This is a genomic window from Shewanella scandinavica (assembly GCF_031932065.1).
Classification (GTDB): Bacteria; Pseudomonadota; Gammaproteobacteria; order Enterobacterales; family Shewanellaceae; genus Shewanella; species Shewanella baltica.
In genome coordinates, this window is sequence record NZ_JAUOES010000007.1 from 74680 (window position 1) to 89985 (window position 15306).

The following is a 15306-nucleotide window of genomic DNA, read 5'->3' on the forward strand; positions in this document are numbered from 1 at the left end:
ACTGCCATTCAAGCATAACATTCGCCTGAACTGGGTATCTGCAAGCCGTTAACCGCGCAGCTTTGCTTAAGAGATGCTACCTGTTGCGGGTAAATTCAAGGGCAAAGGGTGGTTTTACTCAAAAGAAAAGCATAAAAGAAACCCGCAACGAGTGCGGGTTGGTTTTATTGCCATCGCTTAGCGCGACTTAAGCGACTTGCTGGTTTGCCGGTGTTTTGGACGTGCCATGGTGGCCATCGCGCTTCCAATCCACATCTAACAACTCTGCGCCGCTCAGGCTAAATGCTTGGCCAAAACCTTTCACGTAAAGACCTTGATGGGGCGCGAGCTTGTATAAGTTAAAATCAGTTAACGCCGCAAGGTTATCGGACATTTCACCAAAACGAGCCGATAACACACCAACGCCCTTAATAAAGGCCGGCGTATCGCGGGGCACGGCCTCGGCAATCGCATCGAAGGTCAAACGCTTGCGGGCAAAAACCGATTTTGCGGCGGTTTCATCTTCAACAAGCATCACAGAGACCTTAGATGAGTGCTTTAAGTTATGACCATGACGGGCTAAGTCACTCACTAGAATATAAAAACCGTCATCGGCCAGTGCGAAGGGTGCATAACTCGCATTCGGCTGGCCATCAATACCTAGCGTGGCCAGTTGTAAGGTTTCCCTTTGCTGTTTGAAGGCTTCTATCTCAGGTAAAAGCTTGTCTCTTAAACGTTGTTCTTGTTCGGTCATTTCAGGCTTCATTTGCTGTGTTCCTTAAATACTGTCGTTAATGCTGCAATTCAGAGGTGTGATTACACCGAGGCAAAGGCAGTCGCGAGTGCTTTAAATTGGCGAACTTGCTCAGGAAACAGCGCTCTTTGTTTATCACGACCTAAATATACTTTGAATACGACCTCCCCTTCGCTGCCGAAGAAGTTAATCGAATGGCTCTCGCTGCCTCTAAAAGGTCTGCTGATCAAAGCGATGCCACGCATGGCATCTAATTTGAGATGCCCGTGCAAACCGTCGCCCTTGCTGTAGAGGTTATAATAACCGTGGGCATATTTTCCCTCGGGAAAATCCCCTTTAAATTCAAATACACTGCCCGATAACATCACAATAGTGGTTAACTTTCCCCATTCGGGTAAGGCTTGCAGTAATGTATCGAGCTGAGTTAACGGCACAAACACCACTTGTTCGGGCGGCAAGGCGGCAACGACTTCGAGCTCGGCAATGCCTAATTCACTGGCGAGCTGCGCTGGCATTAAATCAGCTTGTTGCTCAAATCGTTGTCGCAGTTGCGTTTGTTGCTCACTTAGCTGATTTTGCTCACTTAGCTGACGTTGCTCAGAGCCTAAATCTGGCGCGACATCGAGCTCGCTATCGAGTGTCATCTTCATTTTACTGTCTCCAGCGGTAGTGACTATTGAGTGGCTTGGCATTAAACGCTGACTCCCGTTTACCGCTTGCTCAGATTTAACACTAAGCATTTGCCGAAACGGAAGTCAGCACTTTAATGCTGGGCTTAGAACATATAGCGCGCCGATAACTTCATATTACGACCCGGTTGATACAAGGTTTGCCACGCTTGTTGGTACTTCTCATCGCCGATGTTTTCGATGGCAAAATCCACTCTCACACCCGCCATCGCGCCCATAGTCGGCTCCCACGCAACATACACATCCCATAGGGTGTAATCGTCGTATTTCGCCACTTTGAAGCCATCAGGCGTATTCGACTGCGTCGCCACATAAGTGACGCGAGTGCCGAGCTTCATGTCGCCTTCCATAATGCCTTGGGATAAATCAACGTTAAATTTATTGGCGGGTATACCTTCAATATCGCCGCCATTTTTACGATCTTCACCATGGGTTTGGCCATAATTCATCGCTAAGCGAGTTTGGCCAATTCGGTAACGACCGCTAATTTCAAAGCCAGTTAAACGCGCGTCTTCGACGTTATTCCATGAGGTCGTTTGCTCGAACCCAGGAATACCATGCCAAGGATTAGACACTTGCTGCACGATGAAATCGTCCACATCGTTACGGAAGATGTTGAACGTCAACGCTAATTCATCATCACCGGCTAACTCACTGAAACGTAAGTCTGCTTTGATTTCTTTGTTGCGGGCTTTTTCAGACTTTAGATCCGGATTGGTCGCAAAGGTGTTGCATAGACCTTGGGGCAAAAATCCCGGAATAGGTGGAATGCAGTAATGGGTGCCGCTAGAATACATTTCCTCTACCGAAGGTGCGCGGAAGGCTTGATCGTAACGGGCACTTAAGGTCAACCAAGATTGAGTCTGCCAAACTAGCCCTAGTGATGGCGATAACTCATTATCATCGGAGGATAAATTGAGATTATTACTATCATTTTTAAAGCTGTCATAACGCAGACCTGCATCCAGGTTTAACGTCTTAATAAGCTCAATATCTGCCCGTGTAAAAGCGCCCCATACTGTGGTTTCACCATCAATATTTCCCGGACGCTGGCCCACTTGACCCGAATCATCACGCGTCGTCTCTATAGTATCGCGGAAGCCATCAACGCCGTAGGTCAACAATGTATTGCCCAAGCGCGAACTGTTATTGAGGTTAATGCCCACAGTGCGATACTCAGTGCTGTCTAGCTGGCCCTTAGTAATACGGTCTTCATCGTAGTCGGTACTGTTCCAATACACTTGCATCTTAGTATCCAGATACGGGTTATTGGCTGGATTGAAACTGTAATCTAAGGTGATATTTTGATCGTCTGTCTTGCGACGCACCAAAGGTATTGAATTACTGGCTGCCGCAGAAGGATTACTTGGCACTAATTCATTGATCTTATTAACTCTCGCAGATAACTCTAAGCGTGATGCCTCATCGGCTTGCCAACCGAATTTAGCTAAACCACTGCTGCCATGGGATGAACTGTTGCTTAGGGTTTCGTCATTACCGGTTTTGATATTGTTAGAGTCGGTGTATGAGCCGTTCAGTAACCAATCGATACTGTCTTGCTGACCATAAATCGCGCCACTGGTTTTAGTGCGCGAGCCATTGATTTCATAACCTTGTTTGAAATAGCCACCAAAGGTTTCATTGGGCGCTAAGAAATCCTGCGCTGACTTAGTATTTTGCGCGACGACGCCACCCAGTGCGCCACTGCCCCACAAACTACTGGCTGGACCGCGCAGCACTTCTATGGATTTCAGCAACTCAGGATCCATAAAGTAAGTTGCTCTGTGGCCAGAGCCGGTATTTTGTCTTGCGCCGTCAATCGTCTGCAGCACTCGACTGCCACTTAAACCACGGATTTCAACCCCTTGAGATGAAGCTCTTGGGCCATTCGTCAGCGTAATATTGGCCTCGTTTTTAAGGGCATTAGCCACGGATGATGCTTGAGCTACCGCAAGTTGCTCTTCACCCACCACGGCTACGCTGCGGCTGGTTTCGGAGGCTTTCTCGCTGATGCGGGTTGCGCTCACTAACACTTCATCAAACTCTGTCGTAACGAGTTTTTTATCCGCATCACCTTGCACAACAGGCTTAACATTTTCTTCTGCCGCTAACGTAAAACTTAGGGCCGTACTGCTCAGTGCTATCGCCATGGCGATCACTAACGGCTTTTTCTTCATCTCTTCATCCTCAAGTGATAATCAGCTATATCCGTGCAATTCAATACTGACCCCAGACTCTCTTTCCAAACACCAATCCTTTTGAGATTGAGTCTGTTACAGATGCTCCATTCCAAATTAGGCTCTTTCAAATTTGAGCCCTTTCCAGACAGAGTCCAAGGCAATCAGTATCCATGAAGTAGGATAAATTGTCGGTTTAGCTGTTTTTTTAAGCGCTCATTCGAGCTATTGCAGGCACTCTACCTGAGATAACAAAATAGATCAAATGCAAATCATTATCATTTGCGATCTTGTTTATATTGAGATATCTTAATTAGCGAAGATAAATGAGCAGAAGTGCTTTATTAGGAAAAAGAGGTTGCTGTGACACCGAAACGATATCTTGCCTTTGGCGCGTTAACTGTTGCCATACAAACGGGGGTTATCGCCTCGCAGCCTGCTATCACTATGCTGCAAAGCGCCCAAGCATCGAGTGCAAATCAAGCATCGAACGCTCCCAGCGCGAATCGTGTCACCCTCAATTTTTCTGCTGCGACAAGCAACAACGCCAATGTCGAGCCCATAACGCAAGCAGAATCCAAGCTAGCAAGCGTAAACAGCACCGCGCGAAAAGTATCAACAGCGGAATCTGTCGATAAAACGGTTATCGAGGCTGTTGAAAAAACCAAAGCGGATCAACGAATTGACAGCCAGTTAGTCAAAAAATCTTCAGCCGCAAAGCCCACGACTAAAAGTCATCCAGATGCAGATCCTTTAGTGAAGAACGCTTTAGCACATAAGCGACCCGAACATGTTGAACAAGAATTAGAGCTAAAAACAGAGCCCAAAACAGCACATGAACTAACGAATTTAATCGCTAACGTAGCCGAACTAGATGCAAAAGCTACCCAGAATGTGGCCAGTGCAGCATCTGACAATGCCCCATTTAACGACAGCCTCCAAACGAACATAGTGGAATTAGCCAAACCGCTGTTTGCTACAGCGCCACCGCAACCGACTTATCCACGGATAGCGCGTAAGAAAGGATTCGAAGGCACTGCAACCATAGAAGTGATGTTTAACGAACTTGGCGAGCAACTGGCACTGACGTTAGTCACAAGCTCAGGCTTCAGCCTGCTAGATCAAGCAGCAATCGCTGCGGTTGAAAACTGGCAATTTGCGGCGCCGACGCCAAGGTTAGCGAGTCACTACAAGGTCAGAGTGCCGATTCGTTTCGCGCTTAACTAGCGGGCCTCAATCTTATCGCTGAAAAGCTAGCCATAGGAAAACAGGCAGCAGGAAAGCCTGCAGTACAAAAGATAAAGCGCTAAATAGTTAGCTATAGTCAAGCTCACTTTTTGATCCACTCACTGACGTATAAAACTGATTTTTCAATCGATTGGAGAGGCTTAATGCCCATAACTGATTTCTCAACCCTACAGACTCAGCTTGGCGTGCTGACTTGGCCCTTGTTGTTATGTGCTTTTTTGGCCTTGATGATCTGCCTTGAACGTAGCGCCTTGTTTTTGCATCAAACTCTGCTATCAATCTGGCCGAAAAAACAGGCTTGGGTAACGTCATTGCGCCAATCAAGCTCGACGGCGACCACTGAAAACGTCAGCGCGCTGCTAACACAAACCAGCGCACAGCAAGATTTACTCGCCCGTGGCGCGACCTTGTTACTCAAACAAGTCCACCAGCCCAAAGTGCTAAGGGAAGAATTACTCAGTCTGTGGCTCAACAAACAGCAACGCGACTTGCAAGCCGGACTCAAGGTTTTACAAGTGATTGGCATTATCAGCCCATTACTCGGCCTACTTGGCACCGTACTAGGCCTCATCGACATGTTTGCCCAGCTTGGGCAATCACAAGGCCCAGTTACCCCAGCGCAACTCAGCGCCGGACTCGGCCTTGCGATGAACACCACAGCCGCCGGACTTATTATCGCAGTGCCCGCCATTACCGCCGCCCATCTTTTTGGCATTTGGGCTCAAGGTCAATGCCTGCGCGCAGGGCACGTGCTCAATCAGCTCAATCTGTGGTTAGCGGGTATCGAAGATATTTCAATCGATAGCAATCAATACCAAGCATTCAGCCAAGTCAGCAACAGCAGCACTGCGCAAAAGTCGGCATTCAACTCTCATTCCCAGATTGAGCCACAGACATGATAAGTGCAGATGCATCACCGCGCTCGCAGGCAGGCATTGCTTCGCCTGAGCAACTTCCGAGCCTAGATTTAACCGCGTTAATCGACATTATTTTTATCGTGTTGGTATTTCTACTGCTGACGGCAAACACCCAACTACTCAGCTTGCCGGTAGATGTGCCGCAAAGCCCAAGTTCGGCCATCACTGCAATCGACAATAAGCCAACGATTGCCATCAATATCATGGCGACAGCGCCTTATTGGGCAATCGATAGTGAGACATTTGATGATTTAGCGACTTTTACCGCCGCGTTTACCGCACATTTTAAGACTATGCCGGAGGCGACCGTAGTTATTGCCGCCGATAAGGCCGCGCCCGTGGAACCTTTGATGCAACTGCTCGCGCTGCTACAGACGCAGTCCATCAGCCAGACCCAAATATTGATGGAGCATTAGCGCGTTGCCAAGCCCGCTATCAGCCCCCAAAAGCCAAATGAGCAAGCTAAATAATGAGCCAGAGACAGCTAGTACGGCCTCTCTAGCTAAAGACCAAAACCAACACGAAAAGATGCAGGCAGTTAATCACGACTTTTAACTTACTGATTTTAATCTACTGAACTTAACATATTGATTTTTAAAGCCACTACTTTAAGAGTCTGATGATTAGAAACTGTATCTAAGCCTGTGGCGAACAAGTTTGTATTAGGAGTTCAACCATGTTGTTTCAAGCAACTAAAATGTCATTAAAAATAGATACTAGCGCCCTTGGCCATCCGCATAAGCCTAAGTGCGCATTTAATCCGTTAAGCCGATTTAAGCCATTAAGCAAAGTGGTATTTATCGCCTCAGCATTTGCGGCTTTGCTATCGTCCAGCGCCTTTAGTGCTGAAACGCATTCTGAACATGAGATAAGACTCGTGAGTGCGGGCACGGGCGTCACTGAGCTCGTGCTCGCCCTCGATGCGGGTAATGAGCTGATCGCCATAGATTCCACCAGCTATGTACCTGAAGGTTTAGCCCATGTGGCTAAGCTTGGCTATCACAGAATGCTCTCCGCCGAAGGCATTATTGCGCTCTCGCCAACACTCGTTGTCGGCTCGGATGTCATGGGGCCTGAGACCACGCTCAATGTATTAAAACAAGCCCATATCCAAGTTGTGCAGTTACCCGCAACGAACGATGAGCCGCAGCTAATGAGCAATGTGGATACCTTAGGTCAATTACTCAATCGCCCAGATAACGCCATTAAGTTAAAGCAGGACTTACATCAACAACTGCAAAGCTTGGCGGATAAAAAACAGCAAATAAGCGATGCTGGCGCTCAGCCAAAAATCCTCTTTATGCTGCTACAAGAAGGCCGTGGCGCACGGGTCGGCGGTAAAGGCACTGCCGCTGATACCATTATCGCGCTATCAGGCGCACAGAATATCGCCGAGTTTGATGGCTACAAAAGTATGTCTCAGGAAGGGATTTTGTCCTTGCAGCCCGACATTATCTTGCTGTCAAAGCGCAGCGATAAACCCGCCGAGCAAACTAACGCGCAAATTGCCCAAGAACTGATAAAAGAGATGCCGCTAATTGCCCATACCCCCGCGGGTAAAAACGGCCATATACAAACACTCGCGCCACAAGCCCTTCTCGGCGGTTTAGGCATCAGCGCCATTAGCGCAGCCGATACGCTTGCTAGCACGTTGCTCAAACAAAATCAGTAACCTGCATAGTTATCAATACCGTCACTCATCAGGGAAGCTCATGTTGATTATATGAGTCACTTATTTGAATGGCTTGTATAAGCCACTAATCGGACTCGCAGATTAGCGCCACTGACTCACACACCAGATTAATCACCTGATAAAAATAGAAAGGATAGTTGAGATGTTCCTCAATCGCTGGCTCTGGCCCGGTTTAGTCACACTGTTAGCCCTAAGCTGCTTACTCTCGGTCAGCACTGGGCCTGTCAGTATCAGCCTAGTGGATGCCCTAAGCGCAGTGCTTAATTGGGCGACCCAGCAAAACATCGGCAATATTGCGCCCCACGAACAACTGGTAGTCAACACTGTTCGCTTGCCGCGGACATTATTGGCACTGGCGGTGGGCGCCACGCTCGCTCAATGCGGCGCAGTGATGCAGGGACTGTTTCGTAATCCCTTGGCGGATCCCGGTATTATCGGGGTGTCATCTGGCGCAGCTCTTGGCGCGGCCATCTGTATCGTGCTGTTACCCAATGCAAATCCATTCATGATCCCCATCAGTGCCTTTGTATCGGGTTTAATCACCACCCTTGTTGTCTATCGCCTCGCCAGTAGCCCAACCGGAACATCGGTCGTGTTATTACTACTGTCGGGGGTCGCTATTGCAGCACTGGCAGGCGCAGGAATTGGCATGCTCACGTACCTTGCCAACGACATGGCGCTACGTGACTTAACCTTGTGGCAGATGGGCTCGATAGCAGGTGCGCAGTGGATGTATGTCAGCCTGTGTCTCGTGACTTTAGCATTACTAAGCTGGCTATTTCGCCAAGATGCGGCGGCGCTCAATGCCTTATTGCTTGGCGAATCCGAAGCGCGCCACTTAGGGATAGATGTCGATAGGCTCAAGCTTCGACTTATTTTACTTTGCGCCTTAGGCGTTGGCGTAAGCGTCGCAGCGACCGGAATTATTGGCTTTATCGGCCTAGTGGTACCGCATTTAGTGCGGATGATGTTAGGGCCAGATCATCGCCAACTGCTGCCCATCAGCGCCCTTTTAGGTGCAGCCCTATTAGCCTTAGCCGATATCGGCGCTCGCGCCTTCTTGCCGCCAGCAGAGTTACCGGTTGGGTTAGTGACCGCGCTCATCGGTGCGCCATTCTTCATCTTCTTACTACTGCAACAACGCAGTAAGCTCATCTAAGCGAGGCGTTATGACTGCCACTTCCTATGCCAAATCAGAATCAAGATCAGATTTTGAATTAGCACCTAGAGCACATCTAACTCATTCAGCTAATGCACAGTTTGAGCGCACTGAGCTCTGCATTAGTCAGCTCGATGTCAGCATTGGGCAGAAAACGGTGCTCAGCGATATTAATGTGCAATTTAAACCCGGTGCAGTAACCGCCCTACTCGGCCCCAATGGCGCGGGGAAATCGACGCTACTCAAAGCCCTTTGCCAAGAAATCAGTACGCCAAGGCAATGTATCCGCCTAGGCCATAGCCAACTGGCGGATTGGCCCAGGCGCGAACTGGCAAAATCCTTAGCCGTACTGCCACAACACGCCAGTCTCACGTTTCCCTTCACAGTATCTGAAGTGGTCTCTATGGGTCTTTACCCCTTAACTATTAGTCATAAAGAGGGGGAAACCTTAGTTGCCGAGCAGCTAGCGCAAGTGGGCTTAACCCATCTGGCTAAGCGCAGTTATCCAACCCTCTCCGGCGGCGAAAAACAGCGAGTCCAGCTCGCCCGCGTCTTGACTCAACTCAGTCAATCGCCGTTCCCGCCCATACTATTACTGGATGAGCCAACATCGGCATTAGATCTCGCCCAGCAACACAGAGTGCTTGAGTTAGCCCAACACTTAGCTCATCAACAGGCGTACACTGTGATAGTGGTATTGCATGATCTCAACCAAGCCGCTCGCTATAGCGATCAATTAATCGTATTAAAACAAGGGCGAATCGTAAGCGAAGGCGCGCCAGCTGAGGCCTTGTCGGTCAATACCATTCGGGAAGTATGGGACTATGAACCTGTGTACCTTGCTGCTCCACAGGGTGGACATCCGCTGATTTTTTAATGAAATGAAGATATTGGCTGTAAGTTTTAATGTCTAATGTGGGTATAATCTGGCAATAACATATTGGGCCCGCTTTTGACTAACGAATGAGCGAGCAGCTTCGCGGGCATATTGGCTCTCGTATTCACGAGTATATTTCAGCCGCAGGCGCGTTAACTCAAGCCGCATTAACTCAAACGGCAACAATTTAGGCAACTTCCAGATGAAACCCACTATCTCGACAGAAACTCAGCAAGAAGCACTGGCCGCAGCCAAAGCCACTCAAAAGCCAGGACAAACTAAAGAGCAAACTAAGCTCATTGCCCAAGGGATTGAAAAAGGCATCGCCGAGTATAAAAAACTGCTTAAAGCTAAAGCCCGTGAGCGGGATAAAGCCCGTAAACAACAGTTGAAAGCAAAAACTCGCACAGTGAACGACATAGATAATCTAGACGATGCTGACGAGATCATCGACTCCCAGAGTCAGTTCACCCGAGCCACTTGGGTTGCTATCGCTCTACTCGTGCTAAGTTGGGCAGGATTTGCCGCCTATTATGTTATGACGTGATTGCCGAACTCAGAATTTACCGCTTCATGCTGCCGTTTCGCCACTCTCAACAACACCAATCAGATCGGCGATTTCAGTGAGATGGGTATCAACCCATGCACTACTGATTGGGCCCCATGTCACTATGCGGTAATAACCTGCATTGTTACGACTGCCTTCCTGGACAAACTCGACTCGAATACCTATATCCTCAAATGCGGCGATGGCATCCTGTAAGGTGCGGCGCGGCATTCCAGTTAACTTATTGAGTGATAATAGATTATGGCGGTCATCATCCATCAAATGCGCTAAATAAAGCTTACGCAAAAACGCCTTATGTTGCTTCGTAACTTGTTGCGATACCGGCATTGAAGATGACATAGAAAGACCTGCCTAGAGACTAAAGTAATTATCATCAAAACTACTTTATATTCAGGCAATAAGGCAATAGCCAGCACTAAATACTTACGAAAGATGATCAGTTTTTCTGCTAACCTATCTCTCCTAAATCAAGCAAAACAACTTGTCATTATCCCCCAACAACTGTTATTTCTAACAGCACTCATCACCTATGAAGGGACGCTAAAATGAGCCAGACAACCACAGCCGAACAAGTACTGACATTTTGGTTTGAAGAAATTGAACCAAAGCTTTGGTGGATTAAAGATGTTGAATTTGATGCACAAATCAAACAGCGCTTTGGGGACATATTAGCTCAAGCTAAGCGTGGAGAGCTTTCCCATTGGCGAGTCACGCCCCAAGGCCGATTAGCGGAGATCATAGTGCTCGACCAATTCTCCCGTAATATTTACCGAGATACGCCTGCCGCTTTCGAAGCCGATGCCATCGCTTTAGTGCTCGCTCAAGAAGCTGTTGCCCAACAGGTTGATTTAGCACTCAAACCTAAACAAGTCCCCTTTCTCTTTATGCCCTATATGCACAGCGAGTCGGCAATGATCCATCAAGTTGCGGTTAAACTGTTTAATCGTGAAGCGGCGGTAGCCAACTTAACATTTGAACTGCAACATAAGGCAATTATCGACAGATTTGGCCGCTATCCACATAGGAACGCCATCTTAGGCAGAGAATCGACAGCAGAGGAAATCGCCTTTCTGCGCGAACCTGGCTCATCTTTTTAATTCGCCCATTGTTTAGCGTATTTGAATAAATAAAACCGTGCTGAGTTCACAGACACACTACACTTACTCAATAGAGTCATGGAAAGACTGGCGAGTAACAAACACAGCTGTAAGTGTGTACCGCGGAGGTATTGGTAACTTATGACGCAAAATCTAAATAAGCCAAATAGCTCAGTGGCTCGTTGTAACCGCTTTAAATTGATGGGGTTTCTCACCTTATGCGGCGCTCAGCTTTGCCAAGCGGCAGAAATTAAGATAGGTGTCAGCCTGTCTATTCCACCTTATGTTATCCAAGAAACCAATAGCGGAATCGAACTCGAATTACTAAACCAAGCCCTCGCTGTTAAAGGCCATACCGCTTCTATCCAATACTTACCACTGGCGCGTACATTCCATGAACTCAGGGAAGGTAAACTCGATGGTATCATCAACATTAAAGATGGCATGCTCGACAACGTCTTTTACTCCAATGTTGCGATAACCTACCAAAACTGCGCTATTAGCCTAGAAGATAATAACTTTACTATCAACAATATAGACGACTTAAATAACAAGCAAGTCGTTTCCTTTCAGCGTGCATCATCGTTATTGGGGGAAGAATTTGCCAAAATGGCTAAGGCTAATAGCGGCTACCAAGAACAAGCAAGGCAAGTGCAGCAGGTTTATATGCTGATGAAACACAGGGCCGATGTCGTAGTGATGGATAAAAACATCTTCAAATATTACTTAAAGCAGGCTTACCTTGAGGGAAAACTCACTGAGAAAGATTTAAAACAACAGGCCATTTGCCACAAAATATTTCCACCAACAGAATATAAGTTTGCCTTTCTCAGTGAACAAATTCGGGATGATTTTAATGTGGGACTCAAACAAATTACCCAAGATGGTAGCTTAGTGGCCTTGCAGGAAAAATATCGACGCCTGATGTCCTTCGAGACTGAAGCTGAGGCGTCGACCAAATTAACAGAACCTAAAATCATTAAAAACGATTCTTACTAAGTCTTATCTAAGCGCTTTATTTCACCACCAGCACAGGGCACTTAGCATACTTAACAATATCTTGTGTGACATGTGGCTTTAAAAAATCCGCTAAACCGCTGCTACCATGACTAGCAATCACCACCATACCTACATCGACGGCTTCCGCTAAAATCTCATCAATCGCATCACCATGACGCACCACGAGCTTGATATTGAGCCCCTCGGTGAGGCCTTGTTGCATTTCCTGCTGTATGCTTTGCATTTTTGCATCGACAAAAGCTTGCAGCTCATTTTCCAATGTGGCGGGAATATCAACCGCAATACCATAGCAATGGGCGCCACGGGCAGGACTTGTCACATGCAACAATCGAATATCAACATGATAAAGATTAGCCATTTCAACCGCATATTTGAGCGCATGGGCTGCGGTGGATGAAAAATCCGTAGGGCATAACACTTCTTGAGTACGCATAAGCTTATCCATCATTTGAGTTTTAATCAGGCTATCTATTAAAGCCAAAATACCACTAATTTATAGTAGTTAGCTATGCTTCTTGCGTACCCATTTCAATTAAATATTCTTTATCAATCAAAAAGAAAGGACGCAATAAGCGTCCTTCGGGTTTATTGAGTCAAGCTACTAACTCAGTTATTTCACCACCAGCACAGGACAAGCCGCACCGTTAGCGACCGCTTCTGCGACATTAGTATGTAAAAAATGCGAAATCCCAGTTCGGCCATGGCTCGCTATCACCACCATGCCAATATCTTTACTGTTGGCCTCTTCTAAAATTTGATACACAGGATCGCCACGGCGGATCAAGGTCGTGACAGGAAGCTCAGTGTTTAACCCGGCTAACAGCGCCTGCATCTTAATTGCGGCCGCGTCCTCCATGCTCTTAGCCAACTCTTCTGGAGTGATCGATAGAATCATAAAGTTTTCATCACCGATCGGCTGTTCAACTACATGTAAAATTTTGAGTCCTACATGGTATAGATTAGCCATTTCAATGGCATAACTCAGTGCATGGGCCGCAGTTTCCGAAAAATCTGTGGGCCAGAGTATTTGACCTGTACGCATATTCTGTACTCCTTCTATGATGCTAATGGATTACTGAGTAACTAGTCTTTTAACCAAGCAACGGCGTCGCCATTATCAACAAAAAATCTGACCTCAGCAGGCGTAAACCAGTTTGCCAATTTAGCCAACACTTCCTGCAGAGTCGTTTTGCCGACTATGGCTATTTTCTCGAAATGACGAATATGCTTCACCCCAAGTTTCAGATCATCCCAAGCAGCCTGTAATTCCAAGCCATCTAACTCGGTCACATCCACTAAGGCGAAGATATCAGGATCTTTTACGCCCGCCAGTGCCGACTCCAACACTGGCACCATCATTTCGTAGTCTTGATGAGTTAAAGTACCGATGGCCTTAAAGGCAACAAAAAAATCATCATCACCATAGCGTTCAATACCAATCGTAATTCCGTGCTTTAACAATGCCATACATACTCCTTATGCAACAACCCTTGAATTAGTGTAAAAGCTAACGCCTCAATAAGCCGTGATCTTGCTCAAAAATACATCAGATAACTTGCACCATCTCACTAAGCAAGCTAGGATAAACCGACTAATCAGTCGGTACTGATTTAATAAAAGACTCAATCGAGACGATTAGTTAAATAAAGTACCGAATAAGACTCAGCCTACCATTTCCCTTGGAGCGACCACTATGAATATGGCCACCGAACAGCTTAATGCCTCGCCACTGACTCAATTGCTCCAACGCCAACGCAGCAGTTATTTAGCGGCGCCGAATCCAAACTACGCTACGCGAGTGGACCAATTAACTCGACTTAAAGCGGCCATACTGCAATTTAAAACGCCTTTAGTCGAAGCCTTAAGCCAAGACTATGGCCATAGATCGATTGATGACAGCCTAATATCAGACATTATGCCAGTCATCAACAACATCAATTACAGTTTGAAAAATCTAAAAAAATGGCTCAAACCCAGCGCTCGCCATGCGGGGATCTTGCTCGCCCCAGCCAAAGTCACTGTGCATTATCAGCCTGTGGGCGTTATCGGCATCATAGTGCCGTGGAACTTCCCCGTCATGCTATCAATTGGCCCGCTAGTGACCGCCATTGCCGCGGGTAATCACGCCATGCTCAAATTGTCTGAATTCACCCCTGCGACTAACCAAGTGATCAAACAACTACTGGCACACGTCTTCGATGAGTCCCACGTGGCAGTTGTAGAAGGTGAAGCCGATGTCGCCGCAGCGTTTTCAGCCCTACCCTTTGATCATTTACTCTTTACCGGCTCGACCACAGTTGGCCGTCATGTGATGCGCGCCGCAGCCAATAATCTCACCCCAGTGACACTCGAATTGGGCGGTAAATCGCCAGTCATTATCGCCCCCGATATGCCGCTTGAGATAGCAGTAGAACGAATGATTTATGGTAAGTGTTTGAATGCCGGACAAATCTGTGTGGCACCCGATTATGTTCTATGCCCTAAAGCCCAAGTGGATGAATTTATTGCCGCCTACCGAGCTAAATTTAATGCCATGTACGGCGCGATAAACCACAACAAAGACTATGGCAGCATCATTAATACACGTCAGTTTAACCGCTTGATGACAGTGCTCGACGACGCGAAAGCTAAGGGTGCCCATGTTATTTCGGCGACAGACGAAGCTATCGATAGTCAACATCGTAAACTCGCGACTCAGCTAATCACGAATACCTGTGAAGATATGCTATTGATGCAAGAAGAAATTTTTGGCCCATTGTTACCGATTATTAGTTACGACACCTTAGATGAAGCGATTCAGTACATCAACCACAGAGCAAGACCGCTAGCGCTGTATGTGATGAGTTTCGATGAGAAAAGTCAGCAAAAAATCCTCCAACAGACTCATTCTGGCGGCGTGTGCATTAACGAAACCGTGTTCCATGTCGCCGCCGACGATGCGCCCTTTGGCGGAATCGGCCCGTCTGGCATGGGGCATTACCATGGTAAGGAAGGCTTTTTAACCTTCAGCCACGCTAAAACGGTACTCAGCCGTGGTCGATTCAACACAGGCAAATTTGTGCACCCGCCCTACGGCACTGTTATCCAGCGCATCTTAATGAAGCTATTTTTGCGCTAGTCATTGGGGG

Annotated in this window: 17 protein-coding genes; 10 read left to right on the forward strand and 7 right to left on the reverse strand. The window is 47.3% G+C overall.

What is annotated here, in order from left to right; genetic code table 11:
* Positions 1 to 187: 187 nt before the first annotated feature.
* The 3 genes from hutZ to Q4Q50_RS07770 all read right to left on the reverse strand — a co-directional run bounded on the left by hutZ (position 188) and on the right by Q4Q50_RS07770 (position 3599).
* The gene (gene hutZ, locus Q4Q50_RS07760; protein WP_311898961.1) at positions 188 to 745 is read right to left on the reverse strand and encodes a heme utilization protein HutZ; all 558 of its coding nucleotides are present in this window, start codon (positions 743 to 745) and stop codon (positions 188 to 190) included.
* Between the two features lie 50 nt (positions 746 to 795).
* Positions 796 to 1383, reverse strand: a complete 588-nt coding sequence (hutX, locus tag Q4Q50_RS07765; RefSeq protein ID WP_371824879.1) for a heme utilization cystosolic carrier protein HutX — start codon at positions 1381 to 1383, stop codon at positions 796 to 798.
* 125 nt (positions 1384 to 1508) lie between these two features.
* Positions 1509 to 3599, reverse strand: a complete 2091-nt coding sequence (locus Q4Q50_RS07770; RefSeq protein WP_311898962.1) for a TonB-dependent hemoglobin/transferrin/lactoferrin family receptor — start codon at positions 3597 to 3599, stop codon at positions 1509 to 1511.
* A 363-nt stretch (positions 3600 to 3962) separates the two neighbouring features.
* On the opposite strand from Q4Q50_RS07770, the gene Q4Q50_RS07775 reads away from it, so the two are divergent.
* The 7 genes from Q4Q50_RS07775 to Q4Q50_RS07805 all read left to right on the forward strand — a co-directional run bounded on the left by Q4Q50_RS07775 (position 3963) and on the right by Q4Q50_RS07805 (position 10040).
* Positions 3963 to 4826 carry an energy transducer TonB gene (locus tag Q4Q50_RS07775; RefSeq protein ID WP_311898963.1) on the forward strand — a complete coding sequence of 288 codons (864 nt, stop codon included), beginning with the start codon at positions 3963 to 3965 and terminating at the stop codon, positions 4824 to 4826.
* A gap of 164 nt (positions 4827 to 4990) precedes the next feature.
* Positions 4991 to 5746 carry a MotA/TolQ/ExbB proton channel family protein gene (locus Q4Q50_RS07780; RefSeq protein WP_311898964.1) on the forward strand — a complete coding sequence of 252 codons (756 nt, stop codon included), beginning with the start codon at positions 4991 to 4993 and terminating at the stop codon, positions 5744 to 5746.
* Positions 5743 to 6180 (forward strand): ExbD/TolR family protein, encoded by a 438-nt coding sequence (locus Q4Q50_RS07785; RefSeq protein WP_006080498.1) that lies wholly within the window; start codon positions 5743 to 5745, stop codon positions 6178 to 6180. Before Q4Q50_RS07780 ends, Q4Q50_RS07785 begins: the two co-directional genes overlap by 4 nt.
* Before the next feature lie 260 nt (positions 6181 to 6440).
* Positions 6441 to 7436, forward strand: a complete 996-nt coding sequence (locus tag Q4Q50_RS07790; RefSeq protein WP_311898965.1) for a hemin ABC transporter substrate-binding protein — start codon at positions 6441 to 6443, stop codon at positions 7434 to 7436.
* A 163-nt stretch (positions 7437 to 7599) separates the two neighbouring features.
* Positions 7600 to 8616, forward strand: coding sequence for a FecCD family ABC transporter permease (locus Q4Q50_RS07795; protein WP_012588394.1), 1017 nt, complete (start codon positions 7600 to 7602; stop codon positions 8614 to 8616).
* A 10-nt stretch (positions 8617 to 8626) separates the two neighbouring features.
* Positions 8627 to 9493 carry a heme ABC transporter ATP-binding protein gene (locus Q4Q50_RS07800; RefSeq protein WP_311898966.1) on the forward strand — a complete coding sequence of 289 codons (867 nt, stop codon included), beginning with the start codon at positions 8627 to 8629 and terminating at the stop codon, positions 9491 to 9493.
* Between the two features lie 202 nt (positions 9494 to 9695).
* Positions 9696 to 10040, forward strand: coding sequence for a DUF2956 domain-containing protein (locus tag Q4Q50_RS07805; RefSeq protein WP_268650328.1), 345 nt, complete (start codon positions 9696 to 9698; stop codon positions 10038 to 10040).
* A 24-nt stretch (positions 10041 to 10064) separates the two neighbouring features.
* Here Q4Q50_RS07805 and Q4Q50_RS07810 read toward each other — a convergent pair whose 3' ends face one another.
* Positions 10065 to 10400 (reverse strand): winged helix-turn-helix domain-containing protein, encoded by a 336-nt coding sequence (locus Q4Q50_RS07810; RefSeq protein ID WP_300477461.1) that lies wholly within the window; start codon positions 10398 to 10400, stop codon positions 10065 to 10067.
* 206 nt (positions 10401 to 10606) lie between these two features.
* Between Q4Q50_RS07810 and Q4Q50_RS07815 the strand changes: the two genes are divergently transcribed.
* Together Q4Q50_RS07815 and Q4Q50_RS07820 are read left to right on the forward strand one after the other, a co-directional pair.
* Entirely contained in the window at positions 10607 to 11158 is a 552-nt protein-coding gene (locus Q4Q50_RS07815) for a DUF924 family protein (protein WP_311898967.1), read from the forward strand.
* Between the two features lie 141 nt (positions 11159 to 11299).
* On the forward strand, positions 11300 to 12157 hold the full coding sequence (locus Q4Q50_RS07820; RefSeq protein WP_220592178.1) for a substrate-binding periplasmic protein: 858 nt from the start codon (positions 11300 to 11302) through the stop codon (positions 12155 to 12157).
* Between the two features lie 16 nt (positions 12158 to 12173).
* On the opposite strand, the gene Q4Q50_RS07825 is transcribed toward Q4Q50_RS07820, so the two are convergent.
* The 3 genes from Q4Q50_RS07825 to Q4Q50_RS07835 all read right to left on the reverse strand — a co-directional run bounded on the left by Q4Q50_RS07825 (position 12174) and on the right by Q4Q50_RS07835 (position 13645).
* The gene (locus tag Q4Q50_RS07825; RefSeq protein ID WP_106649657.1) at positions 12174 to 12611 is read right to left on the reverse strand and encodes a universal stress protein; all 438 of its coding nucleotides are present in this window, start codon (positions 12609 to 12611) and stop codon (positions 12174 to 12176) included.
* A 177-nt stretch (positions 12612 to 12788) separates the two neighbouring features.
* Complete coding sequence (locus Q4Q50_RS07830) at positions 12789 to 13220, reverse strand: universal stress protein (protein ID WP_126491301.1); 432 nt, start codon at positions 13218 to 13220, stop codon at positions 12789 to 12791.
* A gap of 41 nt (positions 13221 to 13261) precedes the next feature.
* Entirely contained in the window at positions 13262 to 13645 is a 384-nt protein-coding gene (locus tag Q4Q50_RS07835) for a SpoIIAA family protein (protein ID WP_063883744.1), read from the reverse strand.
* A gap of 226 nt (positions 13646 to 13871) precedes the next feature.
* Between Q4Q50_RS07835 and Q4Q50_RS07840 the strand changes: the two genes are divergently transcribed.
* On the forward strand, positions 13872 to 15296 hold the full coding sequence (locus Q4Q50_RS07840; protein ID WP_311898968.1) for a coniferyl aldehyde dehydrogenase: 1425 nt from the start codon (positions 13872 to 13874) through the stop codon (positions 15294 to 15296).
* Positions 15297 to 15306 lie beyond the last annotated feature (10 nt).

What these genes read in the sequence shown, in the direction of transcription:
- Q4Q50_RS07835 (WP_063883744.1), bottom strand. Translation starts at nt 13,645, where the DNA reads ATGGCATTGTTAAAGCACGGAATTACGATTGGTATTGAACGCTATGGT.
- Q4Q50_RS07815 (WP_311898967.1), top strand. Translation starts at nt 10,607, where the DNA reads ATGAGCCAGACAACCACAGCCGAACAAGTACTGACATTTTGGTTTGAA.
- Q4Q50_RS07825 (WP_106649657.1), bottom strand. Translation starts at nt 12,611, where the DNA reads ATGCGTACTCAAGAAGTGTTATGCCCTACGGATTTTTCATCCACCGCA.
- Q4Q50_RS07785 (WP_006080498.1), top strand. Translation starts at nt 5,743, where the DNA reads ATGATAAGTGCAGATGCATCACCGCGCTCGCAGGCAGGCATTGCTTCG.
- Q4Q50_RS07800 (WP_311898966.1), top strand. Translation starts at nt 8,627, where the DNA reads ATGACTGCCACTTCCTATGCCAAATCAGAATCAAGATCAGATTTTGAA.
- Q4Q50_RS07830 (WP_126491301.1), bottom strand. Translation starts at nt 13,220, where the DNA reads ATGCGTACAGGTCAAATACTCTGGCCCACAGATTTTTCGGAAACTGCG.
- Q4Q50_RS07780 (WP_311898964.1), top strand. Translation starts at nt 4,991, where the DNA reads ATGCCCATAACTGATTTCTCAACCCTACAGACTCAGCTTGGCGTGCTG.
- Q4Q50_RS07810 (WP_300477461.1), bottom strand. Translation starts at nt 10,400, where the DNA reads ATGTCATCTTCAATGCCGGTATCGCAACAAGTTACGAAGCAACATAAG.
- hutX (WP_371824879.1), bottom strand. Translation starts at nt 1,383, where the DNA reads ATGAAGATGACACTCGATAGCGAGCTCGATGTCGCGCCAGATTTAGGC.
- hutZ (WP_311898961.1), bottom strand. Translation starts at nt 745, where the DNA reads ATGAAGCCTGAAATGACCGAACAAGAACAACGTTTAAGAGACAAGCTT.
- Q4Q50_RS07805 (WP_268650328.1), top strand. Translation starts at nt 9,696, where the DNA reads ATGAAACCCACTATCTCGACAGAAACTCAGCAAGAAGCACTGGCCGCA.
- Q4Q50_RS07770 (WP_311898962.1), bottom strand. Translation starts at nt 3,599, where the DNA reads ATGAAGAAAAAGCCGTTAGTGATCGCCATGGCGATAGCACTGAGCAGT.
- Q4Q50_RS07840 (WP_311898968.1), top strand. Translation starts at nt 13,872, where the DNA reads ATGAATATGGCCACCGAACAGCTTAATGCCTCGCCACTGACTCAATTG.
- Q4Q50_RS07795 (WP_012588394.1), top strand. Translation starts at nt 7,600, where the DNA reads ATGTTCCTCAATCGCTGGCTCTGGCCCGGTTTAGTCACACTGTTAGCC.
- Q4Q50_RS07790 (WP_311898965.1), top strand. Translation starts at nt 6,441, where the DNA reads ATGTTGTTTCAAGCAACTAAAATGTCATTAAAAATAGATACTAGCGCC.
- Q4Q50_RS07820 (WP_220592178.1), top strand. Translation starts at nt 11,300, where the DNA reads ATGACGCAAAATCTAAATAAGCCAAATAGCTCAGTGGCTCGTTGTAAC.